Raw genomic sequence first — 16,475 nt, 5'->3', positions numbered from 1 at the left:
TTTTTACTCAATTACTTTGAAATACAAAGTACTTTTAAAACAATAAACATGAAAGAAATCCGGTTAAGTCTTATGCTACACCTCTATGATTGGTCATCCAAGGTGTATGCCTCCATTTTTAAATGGAACAAAAAAGCCTGGGGGATTAGCAAAGAGGAATTTTTAGCCTACCCAGCAGGTAGCATTGGCCACCGTCTGGGACTGTTTTATGAGAGCAAAGGCTTCGACGTGATGCCCAAACTGGAAAACCACGATGTTTTCCATATCCTGACAGAGACCGGAACGGAGATTCAGGACGAAATAGCCATGCAGTATTTATTATTGGGCAATGGAAAAATCAGTCTTTATTTGTTCGGAATGATTGTCGTCGGAGGTATACTGTATCCCGAGTATACCAATGATTATAAAAGAGCATTCCGAAAAGGCCGGTCATTACAAAAATTCTATCACATCGACTTTAAAGAAATACTCCATTATCAGCTCAGCGAACTACAGATTGCTCTTTACAGCAACAATGTGCAAATAAACTTAAATAACTGAAATCATGGATAACAATAATTCATTTCATAACGGTCAATATTCGTTATTCGACAAAATCACGAACTCAACAGTCTTAAAATTATTTGTGATTTTATTTCTTTCCCTGATATTGCTCATACCGTTATCTTTGATCGAAGATTTGATCGAAGAACGCAAAACAAGGGAACAGGAAGTATCTGACGGAATCGCACTCAACTGGGGACAGGACCAGGTTGTCTCCGGACCTATTCTTGCTATCCCATATCAGCAAACAATCCGCGAATCCTCAGAGAAAAACCAAAATACCATTGTACAGGAGCACCAAGAAATGAAGTGGATATTCATCCTGCCACGAACCTGCAATATCATGGCCAAGGTCAATCCTCAGCACCTGTCGAGGGGCATTTATGAATCCGTGGTCTACGGCAGCCATATTAAACTCGAAGGTACCTTTAGCAAAATAGATCCAAAGAACCTCGAAATCCCAGAAGAAAATATTGACTGGAAGGGCAGTAAAATCATCTTAGGTCTTGAGGACTTTAAAGGTCTCGGAAAGCGTCCTACTTTATCTTGGAACAACAGTCAATTTACTTTTGATCCTGGCTTGCATAGTTTCAAATTATTTCACCAAAATCTGGTTAGCAACATCCCCCTCGCCGCCGGTCAGAACGAGCAACATTTTACGATCGAACTCGACCTGAAGGGATCTCGATCTTTGAACTTTTTGCCCCTCGGCGAACAGACCAACATTCAGGCAGAGGGCAACTGGGCAAACCCGAGTTTTACCGGCGCATTTTTGCCGGACAAACGAAATACGCAGACATCCAGCTTTTCGGCGTCATGGGAAATCCCTTCCTTTAGCCGGAAGATTCCGCAACAATGGACAGGCGACATCCAGCCTATTTACCATTTCGACGAAAACAACAGAATTGGGGACGGGTTCAATGCGCAACGTACAGATCAGACGGCCCCTGCTGCAAAAGTCGCTGCCGACGAACGGCTAACCAACAGTGATATGATAAGCATCCATTTCCTACCCGATGTCAACAACTATCAAAAAACAACGCGGGTCACAAAATATGGCATTTTAGTCATCGTTCTGACGTTCACATCCTTGCTATTCACCGAAGTCATCAAGAAAAAACGTGTGCACATTATTCAATACATCTTAATTGGTGTGGCCATGGTTCTTTTTTATACATTATTATTGGCGCTATCCGAACATCTCGGGTTTAACCCAGCCTATCTTATAGCCTCAATGGCCACGGTATTGTTGATTGGCAGTTTTATTAGGTCGATTACAAAAGACGGGAAATCAGCTTTATTGCTCAGTGCTATTTTAGCTATTTTCTACCTGTTTATTTATATCCTCATGCAGCTCAGAGATTATTCACTCATTGCCGGTACCATTGGGATTTTCATTATCCTTGCCATCCTTATGCGCGTATCAACTAAAATCAACTGGTATCAATTTGACAATAATCATGCAGATCAATAGGCATCATCTGAGGATGTACTGGATATTATTCCGTATTTTGCTAAAAAAATCATAACGCAATGACAAGTAGCCGACTTCTTTCAACAGAAAACGGCTATTTCTTTACTTCACTTAGCATTTAGTGGCAAAATCTGTAACTTGCGGGGATATTTTTCAGGAATATAGATATGAAAAAACTGACAATACTTACATTAGCAATTATGGCATGCAACCTTAGCAATGCACAAGAACAGAAACAACCCATTTCACCAAGCGGCCTTTGGGATCTTGGCCGTGTGTCGGCTGAAGGACTTTCTGCTGACGGCAAAACGTTAATTTATGGTGTTTCCAATTATAATTTGGAAAACAACAGCAGTGAAAAGAACTTATATACGGTTTCGCTGAGCAACGGAAGCGATACCCAATTTACCGATCAAAAAGGCGGTGAGACTGTCGTGCATATTGAACCCAACGGCGATGTCATTTACTTGCTGAAGGGTCAGCTCTGGAAAAAAAATCTAACGGAGGGTGAGCCAGCTCAATTAACCAGCGGCGAAACTGCACTGGACAATGTAAAATTCTCTCCCGATGGAAAATATATTCTCTTTAGCCAACCCGTACTCGTTAAAAAGTATCATAGCAAGGATAAGTACCCAGAGCTGCCAAAATCAGACGTTTATATCTATGACAACCTGGATTATCGGCATTGGGATACGTTCAATGACGGCAAGTTCAATCATCCATTTATAGCCAGTTACAGCGACGGAAAGCTCGGCGAGCCGATAGATCTTTTAAAAGACCAGCCTTTTTATAGCCCGCAGGCTCCCTTTGGTGGTGCAGAGGATTTTACTTGGTCCCCTGACAGCAAAGCGGTACTGTATGTCTGCAAGAAAAAATTTGGAACAGATTATGCCGTCAGTACCAACACCGATATTTATCGGTATGATATCGCTACCGGAGCAACTACTAATCTCACAGAAGGGATGAACGGTTATGATACCGCTCCAGCATATTCCCCGAACGGAAAAAACCTTGCATGGCTTAGCATGAAAACAGATGGATATGAATCGGATAAAAACGATATCATTCTGTTTGATAAGAATAGCTCCGTACGTTTAAACTTAACAGCGCACTGGGACGGTACGGTAAACGCCTTCCACTGGAGCAGCGACAGCCGAAAAATTTACTTCACGGCGGCGATCAAGGGGACTGTGCAGCTATTTGAACTGGAAGTACCTTCCAACGTTAAATCCCGGAGTCTGCCGCAAATAGAGCAGATCTCCTCAGGCGATTTTGATATTACTGGGATTGTTGGCCAAACTAAGGACAAGCTTATTGTCACCTTGACAAAGTTTACGCGTGCAACTGAAATCTACAGTTTTGACCTCAAAAGCAAAACTCTTTCGCCGATAACCAAAGTGAATGCTTCCAAATACGCAAAAATCGCTGATAACAAGATTGAAAGCCGCATAACAAAAGCCTCCGATGGCGCAGATCTGTTTTCGTGGGTTATCTATCCTCCTAACTTTGATCCTGCAAAAAAATACCCGACTATACTTTACTGTGAAGGCGGCCCACAATCGGCACTCACACAATTTTATTCCTTCCGCTGGAACCTGCAACTTATCGCTTCCCAAGGCTACATTGTGATTGCACCAAACCGCAGGGGTATGCCCGGCTGGGGGGTGAAATGGAACGAAGCTATCTCGCAAGATTGGGGCGGCCAGCCAATCCGGGATTATCTTGCAGCGATCGATGATATATCCAAAGAATCCTATGTCGATACCGCGCGGCGGGCAGCAATTGGGGCCAGTTATGGTGGATATTCAGTCTATCAGCTCGCCGGCGTACATCAAAACCGGTTTAAAACATTTATTGCACATAATGGGCTTTTTGACATGCGTAGCTGGTATGGCACGACCGAGGAGTTATTTTTCGCCAACCATGAACTTGGTGGTCCTTACTGGGAAATGAAAAACGAAAAATCCTACACTCAATTCAACCCCATTGAAAAGGCCAACAATTGGAATACCCCCATTTTAATCTTTCAGGGTGGAAAAGACTATCGCGTTCCTATAGGACAAGGGTTAGCCGCGTTTCAATTAGCCCAGCTCAAAAAGATCAAGAGCAGACTTGTCTACCTACCAGACGAAAACCATTGGGTGTTATCCGGACAAAACGCACAAGTTTGGCAAAGAGAGTTCTTTACCTGGCTGCAAGAAACTTTATAAAGAGAAATCATTTTAACGAAATAAAGCCTGCAATAGCAGGCTTTATTTCGTTAAAATGATAACAGGAGTCTATTGTTCACCCTTTTTACCAAAAATAGAAAGTCGAATATATTTACCCGGTTTCTCTTTCACATCCTTCATCAAATTATCCATTTCCTTGGACGCATTGTTCAGGTTATTGTACAATTGTTCATCATTCAGAAGCAGGCCGATTGAGCCCTGTCCGCTATTGATTTTGTTGGTGATACTCTGAAAATCAGACATCGCTGCATTCACTTTATTCATGGTCTGCTCAAAGTCCAGTCGCGCAGCTTTGTCGGTTATATTATTCAGATTGGCCATGATCGCGTTGATCTTGTCTCCGTTTTGTGAAAAATTGGAACTTATGGACTCCAGATTGGCCATGATGCGGTTCAATCGTCCCTTCTCATTGCCCACCAAGCCTTCTACATCTTTCGTAATCCCCTCAACATTCTTTAACGAGGTCGAAATGCTATGAATACTATTTTTAAAATCGTCCTGGAATTGCTTATCCAAAACCGTATTGACTACAGATAAGGTAGAGTCGAGCTTGATCGTAATGGTTTCAATGCGCTTCTGGATAGGCTCTACTTTGTCCATAATATTTGCCTGTACACCCGAAGTAAGGTAATCACCGTCCTTGGCCATCTCCGTACTGTTTCCCATATCAAAAACGATAGCTTTGCTACCCAGAAGATCCGTACTCGAAATACGTGCGACGGTATTTTTCGGTATTTGATAGTGCGAATGAATCTTAAACTCAGTTTTGATCTTGCCATCAGGCTGCAGAATCATTTTGGAAACCCGCCCTATCTGATAACCGTTAACCAGAACCGGCTTTGACGGAGTCAGCCCATCGACCGCATCATAGGTCGTGTAAAATGTATTATCGCTGCTGAATACGTCGTTGCCCTTCAGAAAGCTATAACCAATAAATAATAAAACTATTGCAACTGTTGCTAATATGCCGACTTTTGTTTCGTTTGATATTTTCACAAATTATTCCTTTTGTAATGCATCCTTAATTTAAGTTTAAAACAGCACAAAAGCAAATCTGTTTAACGCTCGACAGAATTTTTATAGATTTTAATTGCTGAAACCAGATTATTAACGACTTCCTGTTGCCCTTCCTCCGACAGCAGATAGCTCTCCTCCTCCCGGTTGCTGATAAATCCAATCTCAGTCAATACCGCTGGCATGCCTGCTTCTGCCAATACGGCTAAACCCTTTTCCCAGAATCCACGGCTATATCTACCGGCTTTTACATATTCTCCTTCAATCATCTGCGCCAGGCGGATGCTTTTCTCGCGGAATCTATTTTTCATCAGGGAAAAGATAATTGCACTTTCCGGATCCTTTGGATCAAAGCCCTGGTAGTTTTCCTTATAATTTGCTTCCAGTAACAGCGAGGCATTTTCACGTACAGCCGCATCCTGCTGACCTAAACGATGAGATCCCGACACCAGAGTTTCGGTACCATGTGCACTAGCGCCACTGGAATTACAGTGAATAGAAATAAACAAATCGGCTTTGTTGGCATTCGCCAAGCGAATACGCTTATAAAGTTCGACAAATTCGTCAGTCGTACGTGTATAAATCACCTTGATGCCGGGTATATCCTTTTGGATCTGGCGGCCCAGTTTCAAAGCGACGTCCAGGGCGATATTTTTTTCCAGGGAACGACGTCCCTGTGCTCCGGTATCTTTACCGCCGTGCCCCGCGTCGATGACAATAGTTTTAATCTGATAGTCAGGCGGCTGAGGTTGGCCGTTGTTCAATTGGAAAGAATTCAATAAAAAAAATCCCAAAGTAGCACACATGACGCTACACCATTTTCTAATTCTTAAATCTGATTTCATTGAATAATTATTTGCTCTACTATAAACGCAACAAAATGAGTCAATATTATTTCTTCAATAGATAACGATATTTAACATTTTTTCTATTTGTTTTTTGACTAATTTTGTCCTTCGAAGTTTAACATTATTTCACAAAAATAACATTTGTCTTTAATTTTGAAGTCGTTAATCAACATTTTAACACTATTTATCATTCTTGCAATGAGCAATTCAGCCTTTGCTCAAAGTAACATTCCTTTAAAGCAGAACGGACTTCAAAGCAAAGATCCTGTCCCGACAACCCGTCCTCTCCAAGATACATCCAAAATAAAAGCTGTTGATTCAACGGGAAGCAAGGCGGACTCTACGAAGAAAAAAGGCGGTGGCCTTCAAGCCGAGGTCAGCATTATCGCTGTTGACTCCCAGAAATCTGAAGTCGCCAAAAATATTAGCCACTTATACCGGGGTGCAAAAGTAAAATATCAGGATTTCGAATTATCGGCTGATTACATCCGTCTCGATCGCAACCAGAAAAAAATATTTGCTTCGGGGATTTATGACAAAAACGGCAAGTACGTTGGCCGACCAATTGTCATTATGGGTAATGGCGAATCCCCAAAAACGGTCGATTCCCTCTATTACGATTATGAGAAACAGGAGGGCAATACCTATGGCATCATGACCGAGGTAGACGGGGGATATATCCAGGCGAATATCGTGCGTAAAAACATCTATGATGAAATGTCCATCTATAAAGGTCTATACAGTACCTGTAATCTACCACAGCCGCACACACACTTCGGTATACATATTACCAAAGGGATTGTAACCAAAAACCAGATTATCTCCGGTCCTGCCTATCTGGTTGTCATGGGTGTACCAATGCCTGTAGCCTTCCCTTTCGCTTTCTTTCCAAAACCGGACAAAAGAGCATCAGGCTTCCTGTTCCCCTCCTTTGGAGAAGATTATACCCGCGGGTTTTCAATGCGCGATATTGGCTGGTACTTGGCGTTCAACGATTACTGGGATAGCGAAATCCGAGGGTCCCTATATTCGAAAGGTTCGTGGGAAGCATCCATCAGCACCCGATATACAGTAAACTACAAGTTCAACGGTGGTTTCAACATTCGTTATGCCAACACCAAAACGGGGGTAGAAGGTACAGACAACTATGGTTCCAACAAAGATTTCAATGTAACCTGGAATCACACCCAGCGCCAGGAAGCCAATCCGGGCACCTCTTTTTCAGCCAGCGTGAATTTTGGTACCACCTCATTCTTCCAAAATACCGGTACGGGAAGCGTTCAAAACACCTATGAAAATCTTGCCCGCAACCGCATGGGCTCATCAATAAGTTATGGTAAAGTGTTTGCGGACGGAAAAGTGAATCTGACAGCGAGTTTGACGCACAATCAGGATATGGCAACCAGAAGCATTCAGCTCAGCCTGCCAAATGTCAGTTTGAACGTGTCATCGTTCAATCCTTTCGACAGTAAGGACCGCGTAGGTGAGCAAAAGTGGTATCAGCGCATCAATGTAGGCTATAGCTTCCAGGCACAGAACTCTGTAAGTACAACAGACAGTTTATTATTTAAACCCGGAGGCTTCAAAAAATTCCAGAACGGTTTCCAGCACAATATTCCTGTCAGTTTGTCGCTCAATGCGTTCAAATATTTCCAGTTTAACACCAGCGTAAACTATACCGAACGCTGGTATCTACAGAGCACGCGGCAGCGTATCGACAACACAGCAGCCGGCTACACACAACGTATTGATACCTTGCAGGGATTTAACCGGGCTTACGACTATTCGATATCTACTGGTCTTTCGACGAAAATATACGGTATGTATCCTAAAATTGGAAAGATCCAGGCCATCCGACATGTCGTCACTCCATCGATTAACTTTAACTATAGACCTGATTTTTCAGATCCAAGATATGGTTTCTATCAGCACTATATTGATCAGTACGGTAACCAAAATGTCTATTCCATCTTCTCACAGGGAATATATGGATCGCCCTCCGCTGGAAGATCGGCGGGTATCGGATTCTCCATTGATAATAACATTGAAGCCAAGGTCAAAAGCAAATCCGACACCACAGATGGTGGTTTTAAAAAGATACCTATTCTTCAGGGGTTGACCTTTAGCGGCAACTACAATTTTGTTGCCGACTCACTTAAACTATCTCCGATAACATTTTCCGGCCGGACCGCTTTTTTCGACCAAAAGATGAACGTCAACTTTAATGGTGCATTTGATCCCTACACGGTCAACGAAAATGGTGTACGTATCGATAGATTTGCGATTAAAGATGGAAGCCTGGCGCGGCTCACGAATTTTGGTCTATCCTTTGACTACAGTTTAAATCCGAAGGCTGCGCAATCGCGCAACAACAATATAGACTCCTTAAGGAAACAGATGGCAGGCGGCGGAATGACACCGGAGCAGGCACAGGCCTTATCAAGAATCAGTTCCGACCCCAATGCCTTTGTGGACTTCAACATCCCTTGGAACCTCGCAGCCTCGTTTAGCTTTAATATGTCCAAATTTTTTAACACGAGCACGCGAAAAATGGACAATCAGATCACGAGTACGCTAAACTTACATGGCGATTTTAGCGTCACCCCCAAATGGAAAGTGACCTTCCAATCGGGTTACGACTTCAAGCAGAAGGAAGTGGTTATGACTTCTTTCAATATCTATCGGGATCTACACTGCTGGGACATGTCGTTTGGCTGGATGCCTTTTGGACGCTATCGAAGTTACAATGTGACGATACGTGCCAAAGCGTCTATCTTGCAGGATCTCAAGTTAACAAAAAGAGCAAGTTCTGGGGGCGGTTATTTTTAATAACCGCTTTCTTTTTTTGTTCTTTTCCGATGAACGATCCATGCAGCGGCGTCAGCATGAAAACAGATTATTACACGACACAACAACAGCAATTCATAGGAGTTGGGCGTAATTTTAGTAAGTTTATACCATGAAAGCAGAGATCATTACCATCGGAGATGAAATTCTTATCGGTCAGATTGTTGACACCAATTCAAGCTGGATAGCGCAGCAGCTGGGTAAATTAGACGTGGATGTCGTGCAGATGACATCCATTTCTGATACGGAGGCCGCGATCATGGCGACCTTGAACACTGCATCCTCACGGGCAGACTTGATCATTATTACCGGCGGCCTCGGCCCGACGCAGGACGATGTCACCAAAAGGACGGCGGCCAAATATTTTGGCACAACCCTCATCCGCGATCAGAAGGTACTGCAGCACGTGACCGGATTTTTTGAGGCCCGCGGATTGCCCATGCTGGAGATCAATCGGCAACAGGCGGATGTCCTCGCCAACTGCGAAGTGCTGTTCAATGACTACGGCACTGCTCCGGGCATGCTCGTTCGCCATGCACAAAAACAATATGTATTTATGCCGGGTGTACCATTTGAAATGAAGCACCTGATGGTACAGCGTGTGCTCCCAATTCTTGAGCAGCAAAACTCCGACACCTTTATTCATCACGAAACCATTCTCGTGGGTGGTATAGGAGAATCTTATCTCGCGGAGGAAATAAAAGACATCGAAGATGAACTGCCACCAAATATTAAATTAGCTTATCTACCCACATTGGCTTTTATACGTTTGAGACTTTCGGGAAAAAGTAAAAACAAGGTAGATATCTTACAACAGGTAAAGCTTTTTAAAACCAAATTACTCCATCGGTTAAAAGACTATGTGATTGCCGATCAGGATACCAGCATTGAACAGCATTTGATAAAGTCCTTAACCCGTGCTGGATTAAGCTTGACGACGGCAGAAAGTTGTACCGGAGGAAGTCTAGCGGCGTCACTCACAGCAATCCCTGGGAGCAGCGAAATATTTGTTGGCGGCACCATTCCGTACTCCAATAGGCTCAAACAGCTTCTCCTTGGTGTACATGAACACACCCTAAGTCAATTTGGCGCAGTAAGTGAACAAACTGCACTTGAAATGGCCCAGGGTGCAAAAATAAAATTTGAGACGGATTACGCGATTGCCACAACAGGTATTGCAGGTCCCGGTGGCGGCTCCATTGAAAAACCCGTGGGAACCGTTTGGATTGCGGTTGCGGGAAGAAAAAAAAGCATTTCCAGGAAATTTCAATTTAACAACGATCGGCTTATTAATATCGAGCGGACACGCATGAACGCACTTCTCCTCCTATGGAAACTGCTTTCAGAAGAAGAGGCATAAGTTTTTCAAGATTATAAAATATAATTTCATCAAAGAATGCATGTAAAGAATAATATTTTAATTTGTTGAAATTAAACCATAATTTAATTAACTTCGTTTTTCTATACTGATATTGCTAAAAATATGGCTCTATATAAACTTTTACTTCCAAAAATGGGGGAAAGTGTATCGGAAGCGACAATTACCAAGTGGATAAAACAGCCGGGTGATCTGATTGAAGAAGATGACACTTTATTGGAAATTGCAACCGACAAAGTTGATTCAGAAGTACCTTCTCCAGTAAGAGGAATTCTCAAAGAACAACTGTATGCTGCCGATCAGGTCGTCCAGGTCGGTGATGTCGTTGCCCTAATAGAAATAGAGGGAGAAACCGAAACCGCTGAGGCCAGTACTCAGGCAGCGGAAACTGCCGGCGACAGACCGGCTCTATCCGATGAGGCAGAAACAGCTCATCTAGACATCCCCGGAATCAGCCAATTATCCGCTTATGAACCCACTGTTCAGAGTTCGTCCAACGAGGGCGAAATACGTTTTTACTCGCCTTTGGTAAAGAATATTGCCCGTCATGAAGGGCTATCGCAAGAGGAGCTTGACCGCATTCAGGGTACTGGGGCTGAGGGTCGGGTGACCAAAGAAGACATTTTATCTTATGTAGCCAAACGATCGGCAAAAACAGCCGATACGGTTATTCCGGTCTCCCCGTCGATCCCCCAGAAAGAAAGCGCTCCATCCGTAACTCCGACTACCCACACTGTGGTCAGTGGGCATGATGAAATCATCGAAATGGACCGGATGCGAAGACTGATAGCTGACCACATGGTTAAAAGTGTACAGATATCGCCGCATGTGTGTTCTTTTGTAGAGGCAGATGTTACCAACCTCGTCTTGTGGCGCAACCGTGTTAAAGATGCATACAAAAAGCGGGAAGGCGAAAATATCACCTTTACACCATTATTTATAGAAGCGATCAGCAAAGCTCTCAAAGACTTCCCTCTGGTCAATATTTCTATTGATGGGCATAACATCATCAAAAAGAAAAACATCAACATCGGCATGGCCGCAGCACTGCCTAACGGTAACCTGATTGTCCCCGTCATTAAAAATGCCGATCAACTAAGTCTGGTAGGACTTAGCAAAGCGGTCAATGACCTTGCACAGCGCTCGCGGGCAAATAAATTAAAGCCCGACGATACACAGGACGGCACTTTTACATTCACCAATATTGGCGCCTTTGGCAATATTATGGGAACCCCCATTATCAACCAGCCTCAGGCAGCCATTTTAGCGGTAGGCACTATTACCAAGAAGCCGGCAGTCATTGAGACCGAATACGGTGATATGATCGGCATTAGACATATGATGTACCTGTCTCTTTCGTATGACCACCGTGCCATTGATGGTGCTCTCGGCGGAACTTTTCTAAAAAGGGTAGCTGATTATCTGGAAAACTGGGATAGCAACAGAGAGGTTTAACATTGTCAAACATACTGAAAATCAATAGGGCTAACCAAAAATTTTGGATAGCCCTATTTTTATGCACCTCTACACGTGTTCACTACAGCATCATCTCGATATTTGATCTCAAAGGGCTCAGATTGCCCTGTGGACAATGATTATTTTATGTGGCTGTACTGAGATTTGGCATACTCCTACTAAAATTTAGCTCGTTCAAAATGAAGCTTTTTCTTTTTGATCACCAAGTGGAAGCGTAAGTAAAGAAGCAACGAAGAGGTCAGCAGCCCTAAAGTAAGTCCATACCAGATGCCCTCGATCCCCCAGTCAAACATTATACCCATGACATAGCCGCTGGGCAGGCCGATCACCCAATAAGCAATAAACGTGATAATCGTAGGAATATTGACATCCCCCATCCCCCGCAATACGCCAAGTCCCACCACCTGCGTGCCGTCAAATAACTGAAAGAGACCGGCTATAATCAATAGCTGCGAGGCGATGACGACCACTGCTGTGTCGGAGGTGAAAATATAAGGCAGATAATTGTTGAAGAGAGCAAACAGCGAAGCCGTAATCGCCATAAAGAGCAAAACGAGCTGATAGGAAGATACAGCAAAGCGCTCCAGGCGAAACAGATTGCGGTTTCCGTAACTATTGCCCACCTTGATCGTTGCTGCCGCAGCAATACCACTGGCCATCATATAGGTCATTGCCGCCAGCTGTATAGCCACTTGGTGTGAAGCCTGCGCCGTTGCGCTGATGGTCCCAGCCAATAAAGAAGCACCGGCGAATGCGCCGATCTCAAATACATATTGCATGGCCACGGGAGCACCGATCTGTAATATCTTCCGTAATCGGATCCGGTCGATTACCGTAATCCTAAAATGCTGGATATAACTTTTAAATTTCTGCGCGCGCAAGACATAGGCCATCATGACAGACATCATCAGTACACGGTCGATCAAGGTACTATAACCGACGCCCTTGACCCCCATGGGAGCTATCCCGAACATCCCCTTCACAAAGATTATTGCCAAAATGATATTTAGAACATTACCCCATATTGTTACATTCATAGCCTGCTTTGTAAACCCTAATCCTTCGGCAAACTGTTTGAAAGTACTGAACACCATTAACGGCAGCATGGACAAACTTAGGATAAACAGATAAGGTTTTGCCTCTTTCACCACCGCAGGGTCCTGATCCAAATGGTCAATTGCCAGCATCGATCCAAAATAGACTAGGCAGAACAAGAGTATGCCGGTAATGATATTGAGCCAGAAGCTGTTTGACAATAAAGTTCCACACTCCTGCTTATTGTCGCGGCCATTCTCCTGTGCGATCAAAGGAGTGATTCCATAAGCGATTCCTAACCCGACGACCATAACGATCATGAACACAGCATTTACCAGCGAAACCGCTGCCAGCGGAATCGTTCCGGCAAAATGCCCCACGATAACGCTGTCGGCAGTATGTACCAGAGTATGTCCCAATTGTGAGATGACCACCGGTCCGGCGAGCACAATGGTGCTTTTGTAATACGGCTTGTAAGATTTGAATTTTCCCAACATGATCAATACGAAAAAAAATAGGCACAAAAATACAAAGATATTTCTGCTCTATCGTCATATTATAAAATATTTAGCAAATAAATAACCAAAACTTCACGCTACGCAGCACGGTGCCATTAAGTAATTTTTATGTTTCAAATGCCTTAAAATTGTCTTAATTTTACGCACTGGGCTAAAAACTATAGAAATATAAACGTAACTTAGCACTTAGTTAGAAATCAAAAGAAGAGGAAAAGAGTATGTACAATCCAGTAATAGCATTCCTAAACATCGGAACACAAGAAATGATTTTAATCGTGTTTGCCATCCTGTTGCTTTTTGGTGGTAAAAAACTTCCCGAGCTGGCAAGAGGACTAGGAAGAGGGATACGGGAGTTTAAAGATGCATCCGAGGGAATCAAAAGGGAAATCTCCGATCAGATCAATAATTTCGAAAAGGACATAGAAGTTAAACCGGAAGTCAAAGAAGAGACTTTGCCAAACGATGTAAAAGCTGCTGAAGAGAAAGCCAAAGCTGAAACGGAACAGTCTGCGGACACCGAGAACGGTTCTGAGTCAGAACAGCCAAAGAAAAAATATGAGTTTACCACTCCGGCCGGTGTCGTAGAACATAATCCACACAAGCAGCCCGACTATGGAGAAGAGCCCGCCCATATCACTTACGGCTACAACGACCACTTTGCGGAAAATAAAGGCAGTGAAACAGCCGATACAAAGGCTCCTGAACAAGAAGGCACCAATAAACCGGCTTAGTTTTCATTACATTCATTTACAATAAGATATATACAAAAGCTGTTGAATACACTATTCAGCAGCTTTCCTTTTTAACATAACCTATAATGAGCTTATTATCCCACGAAACGATTATAGCTAATGAACTTTCCATTAGCGAAAAACAAGTTCGTACCACTATTGAACTGCTGGAGGAAGGAGCAACTGTTCCTTTTATCTCCCGGTACCGGAAGGAAATGACAGGCAGCCTGGATGAAGTGCAAATCACCGCGATCCGGGACCGCTCACAGCAATTGAAGGATCTCGACAAGCGTAAAGATGCGGTATTAAAATCCATTACTGATCAAGGTAAGTTAACGCCTGAGCTGGAACTACAGGTGCTGGCTGCGGAGACAATGGCTAATCTGGAAGACATTTATCTACCCTACAAGCCAAAAAGAAAGACAAGAGCGAGTGCCGCCCGCGAAAAAGGACTGCAGCCTTTGGCCGATATACTTTTGGCGCAGCAAAACACTGATTTTTTGGCTCTGGCGGAATCATTGGTGGATGAAGAAAAAGGTGTTAAGAACAGCGAGGAGGCATTGGCGGGGGCGAGAGATATCATTGCCGAAATGATCGCCGAAGATGCCACTGTCAGATCCAGAGCTAGAGCTATATTTCTCGAAAAAGGCGAATTTGTGTCCAGAGTCGTACCTGGTAAAGAAGAGGCTGCACTTAAATATAAAGATTACTACGAATGGTCTGAACCGCTGAAAGATGCCCCTTCACACCGGGTACTCGCGATGCGTAGAGGAGAAAAAGAAGAATTGCTATACCTTGATATCGATATTCAGGAAGAAGACATTCTTCCAGCCATTGAGTCTATTTACATCAAAGCTGTCAATGAAGCAGCTTCACAGGTGAAACTAGCCCTAACAGATAGCTACAAGCGTCTTTTAAAGCCTTCTATGGAAACCGAAATCCGTGTATTGACACGTCAGAAAGCAGACGAAGAAGCTATCAAGGTTTTTGCCGACAACGTCCGTCAATTGCTTTTGGCTGCCCCCCTGGGCCAGAAAAGGCTGCTCGCAATAGATCCCGGATTTCGCACAGGCTGTAAGACAGTCGTCCTGGACGAACAAGGTCAGCTAAAAGAAAATACCACCATATTTCCACATAATGGCGCCAATGGGCTCGCTGAAGCACAGAAAACAATTAAATACCTGGTATCAAAATACGATATTCAGGCCATTGCAATCGGGAATGGTACAGCGGGGCGTGAAACGGAAGATTTTGTACGCAAACTAGCGCTCAGTGAGGTGATCGTCGTCATGGTCAACGAAAGTGGAGCATCCATTTATTCGGCTTCTGAAACCGCCCGCGAAGAATTCCCAGATTTCGACATTACTGTGCGCGGCGCTGTATCCATTGGCAGGAGACTCATGGATCCGTTGGCCGAACTTGTCAAGATTGACCCGAAATCAATAGGTGTTGGCCAATATCAGCACGATGTCGATCAAAGCAAACTCCAGACTTCCTTGGACGACACAGTTATCAGCTGTGTGAATGCCGTAGGTGTGGAACTGAATACAGCGTCCAAACAGATTCTGTCTTATGTATCCGGATTGGGTCCGGCATTGGCTCAGCAGATTATTAAATACAGGAATGAAAACGGTCCTTTTGCATCACGCCGTGAGCTCAAGAAAGTACCCCGTCTAGGAGATAAGGCGTTCGAACAAGCGGCAGGCTTCCTCCGTATACGTAATGCTGCCAATCCATTGGACTCCTCAGCTGTACACCCCGAACGCTATGCTCTCGTCGAACAGATGGCCAAAGATCTTGGTAAAAATGTGGAGGATTTGCTAAAAGATGCCGAGTTAAGAAAATCAATACCGCTGAAAAACTATATTTCGGAGGAAGTTGGTTTACCCACATTAAATGATATTATAAATGAGCTGGCCAAGCCTGGATTGGATCCACGTGAAAAATTCGAAGCTTTCTCTTTTACCGAGGGCGTCAACAGCATTTCAGATTTACGCGTGGGAATGAAGCTTCCGGGCATCGTCACAAATATTACTAACTTTGGAGCTTTTGTTGACATCGGCGTCCATCAAGACGGTCTGGTGCATTTAAGCCAACTATCAAACCGATATATCGCTGATCCTCATGAAGTCGTCAAAGTGCAGCAGCAAGTCACCGTCACCGTCACAGAAGTAGACGAAAAACGTAACCGGATCGCCCTGTCCATGAAAACAGATGAAAAAAATGCAGCTCCTAAACATAAAAAAAACGAGAACAGGCGGAATCAGGAGCCCGAAACCGATATGGCAAGTAAGCTAGCTGCGCTGGCCAGCAAATTTAAATAACACAGATCGGCAATACATTTTATTTGACAATTACCCATCCCCCTGAGATAGAACTC

The 16,475-nt window shown here is 43.8% G+C and carries 11 protein-coding genes; 8 read left to right on the top strand and 3 right to left on the bottom strand.

The features are described from left to right. Positions 1–48: 48 nt before the first annotated feature. From K7A41_RS16990 to K7A41_RS16980, 3 genes are all read left to right on the top strand, one after another. Entirely contained in the window at positions 49–540 is a 492-nt protein-coding gene (locus tag K7A41_RS16990) for a Coq4 family protein (protein WP_051607365.1), read from the top strand. A 4-nt stretch (positions 541–544) separates the two neighbouring features. Then, complete coding sequence (gene creD, locus K7A41_RS16985) at positions 545–2,017, top strand: cell envelope integrity protein CreD (RefSeq protein WP_265714624.1); 1,473 nt, start codon at positions 545–547, stop codon at positions 2,015–2,017. Between the two features lie 200 nt (positions 2,018–2,217). Continuing rightward, positions 2,218–4,227, top strand: coding sequence for a S9 family peptidase (locus K7A41_RS16980; RefSeq protein ID WP_322784033.1), 2,010 nt, complete (start codon positions 2,218–2,220; stop codon positions 4,225–4,227). Positions 4,228–4,296: 69 nt separating this feature from the next. Here K7A41_RS16980 and K7A41_RS16975 read toward each other — a convergent pair whose 3' ends face one another. Then, positions 4,297–5,244, bottom strand: coding sequence for an MlaD family protein (locus K7A41_RS16975; protein WP_028072345.1), 948 nt, complete (start codon positions 5,242–5,244; stop codon positions 4,297–4,299). A 62-nt stretch (positions 5,245–5,306) separates the two neighbouring features. Next, entirely contained in the window at positions 5,307–6,107 is an 801-nt protein-coding gene (locus K7A41_RS16970) for an N-acetylmuramoyl-L-alanine amidase family protein (RefSeq protein WP_265714622.1), read from the bottom strand. A gap of 201 nt (positions 6,108–6,308) precedes the next feature. On the opposite strand from K7A41_RS16970, the gene K7A41_RS16965 reads away from it, so the two are divergent. The 3 genes from K7A41_RS16965 to K7A41_RS16955 all read left to right on the top strand — a co-directional run bounded on the left by K7A41_RS16965 (position 6,309) and on the right by K7A41_RS16955 (position 11,790). After that, positions 6,309–8,939 carry a putative LPS assembly protein LptD gene (locus K7A41_RS16965; protein WP_037534553.1) on the top strand — a complete coding sequence of 877 codons (2,631 nt, stop codon included), beginning with the start codon at positions 6,309–6,311 and terminating at the stop codon, positions 8,937–8,939. A 130-nt stretch (positions 8,940–9,069) separates the two neighbouring features. Continuing rightward, entirely contained in the window at positions 9,070–10,317 is a 1,248-nt protein-coding gene (locus tag K7A41_RS16960) for a competence/damage-inducible protein A (protein ID WP_265714621.1), read from the top strand. 123 nt (positions 10,318–10,440) lie between these two features. Continuing rightward, positions 10,441–11,790 (top strand): dihydrolipoamide acetyltransferase family protein, encoded by a 1,350-nt coding sequence (locus K7A41_RS16955; RefSeq protein WP_265714620.1) that lies wholly within the window; start codon positions 10,441–10,443, stop codon positions 11,788–11,790. Between the two features lie 179 nt (positions 11,791–11,969). On the opposite strand, the gene K7A41_RS16950 is transcribed toward K7A41_RS16955, so the two are convergent. Then, positions 11,970–13,343, bottom strand: coding sequence for an MATE family efflux transporter (locus K7A41_RS16950; protein WP_028072350.1), 1,374 nt, complete (start codon positions 13,341–13,343; stop codon positions 11,970–11,972). Positions 13,344–13,582: 239 nt separating this feature from the next. On the opposite strand from K7A41_RS16950, the gene K7A41_RS23645 reads away from it, so the two are divergent. Both K7A41_RS23645 and K7A41_RS16940 read left to right on the top strand, forming a co-directional pair. Beyond that, complete coding sequence (locus tag K7A41_RS23645) at positions 13,583–14,095, top strand: Sec-independent protein translocase subunit TatA/TatB (RefSeq protein ID WP_081818027.1); 513 nt, start codon at positions 13,583–13,585, stop codon at positions 14,093–14,095. A gap of 86 nt (positions 14,096–14,181) precedes the next feature. After that, a complete protein-coding gene (locus K7A41_RS16940; protein ID WP_265714619.1) occupies positions 14,182–16,419 on the top strand; it encodes a Tex family protein in 2,238 nt (745 codons plus the stop codon). The last annotated feature ends 56 nt before the right edge of the window (positions 16,420–16,475 follow it).

Origin of the sequence: Sphingobacterium sp. InxBP1 (genome assembly GCF_026191775.1) — a bacterium.
Lineage (GTDB): Bacteria > Bacteroidota > Bacteroidia > Sphingobacteriales > Sphingobacteriaceae > Sphingobacterium > Sphingobacterium thalpophilum.
Note: the sequence above shows the minus strand (reverse complement) of the source record. Positions and strands in the feature narration are given on the sequence as shown.

Excerpts from the sequence above, each read along its gene's own strand:
- K7A41_RS16970 (WP_265714622.1), bottom strand. The coding sequence starts at position 6,107 with ATGAAATCAGATTTAAGAATTAGAAAATGGTGTAGCGTCATGTGTGCT.
- K7A41_RS16960 (WP_265714621.1), top strand. The coding sequence starts at position 9,070 with ATGAAAGCAGAGATCATTACCATCGGAGATGAAATTCTTATCGGTCAG.
- K7A41_RS23645 (WP_081818027.1), top strand. The coding sequence starts at position 13,583 with ATGTACAATCCAGTAATAGCATTCCTAAACATCGGAACACAAGAAATG.
- K7A41_RS16965 (WP_037534553.1), top strand. The coding sequence starts at position 6,309 with ATGAGCAATTCAGCCTTTGCTCAAAGTAACATTCCTTTAAAGCAGAAC.
- K7A41_RS16980 (WP_322784033.1), top strand. The coding sequence starts at position 2,218 with ATGGCATGCAACCTTAGCAATGCACAAGAACAGAAACAACCCATTTCA.
- K7A41_RS16990 (WP_051607365.1), top strand. The coding sequence starts at position 49 with ATGAAAGAAATCCGGTTAAGTCTTATGCTACACCTCTATGATTGGTCA.
- creD (WP_265714624.1), top strand. The coding sequence starts at position 545 with ATGGATAACAATAATTCATTTCATAACGGTCAATATTCGTTATTCGAC.
- K7A41_RS16950 (WP_028072350.1), bottom strand. The coding sequence starts at position 13,343 with ATGTTGGGAAAATTCAAATCTTACAAGCCGTATTACAAAAGCACCATT.
- K7A41_RS16940 (WP_265714619.1), top strand. The coding sequence starts at position 14,182 with ATGAGCTTATTATCCCACGAAACGATTATAGCTAATGAACTTTCCATT.
- K7A41_RS16955 (WP_265714620.1), top strand. The coding sequence starts at position 10,441 with ATGGCTCTATATAAACTTTTACTTCCAAAAATGGGGGAAAGTGTATCG.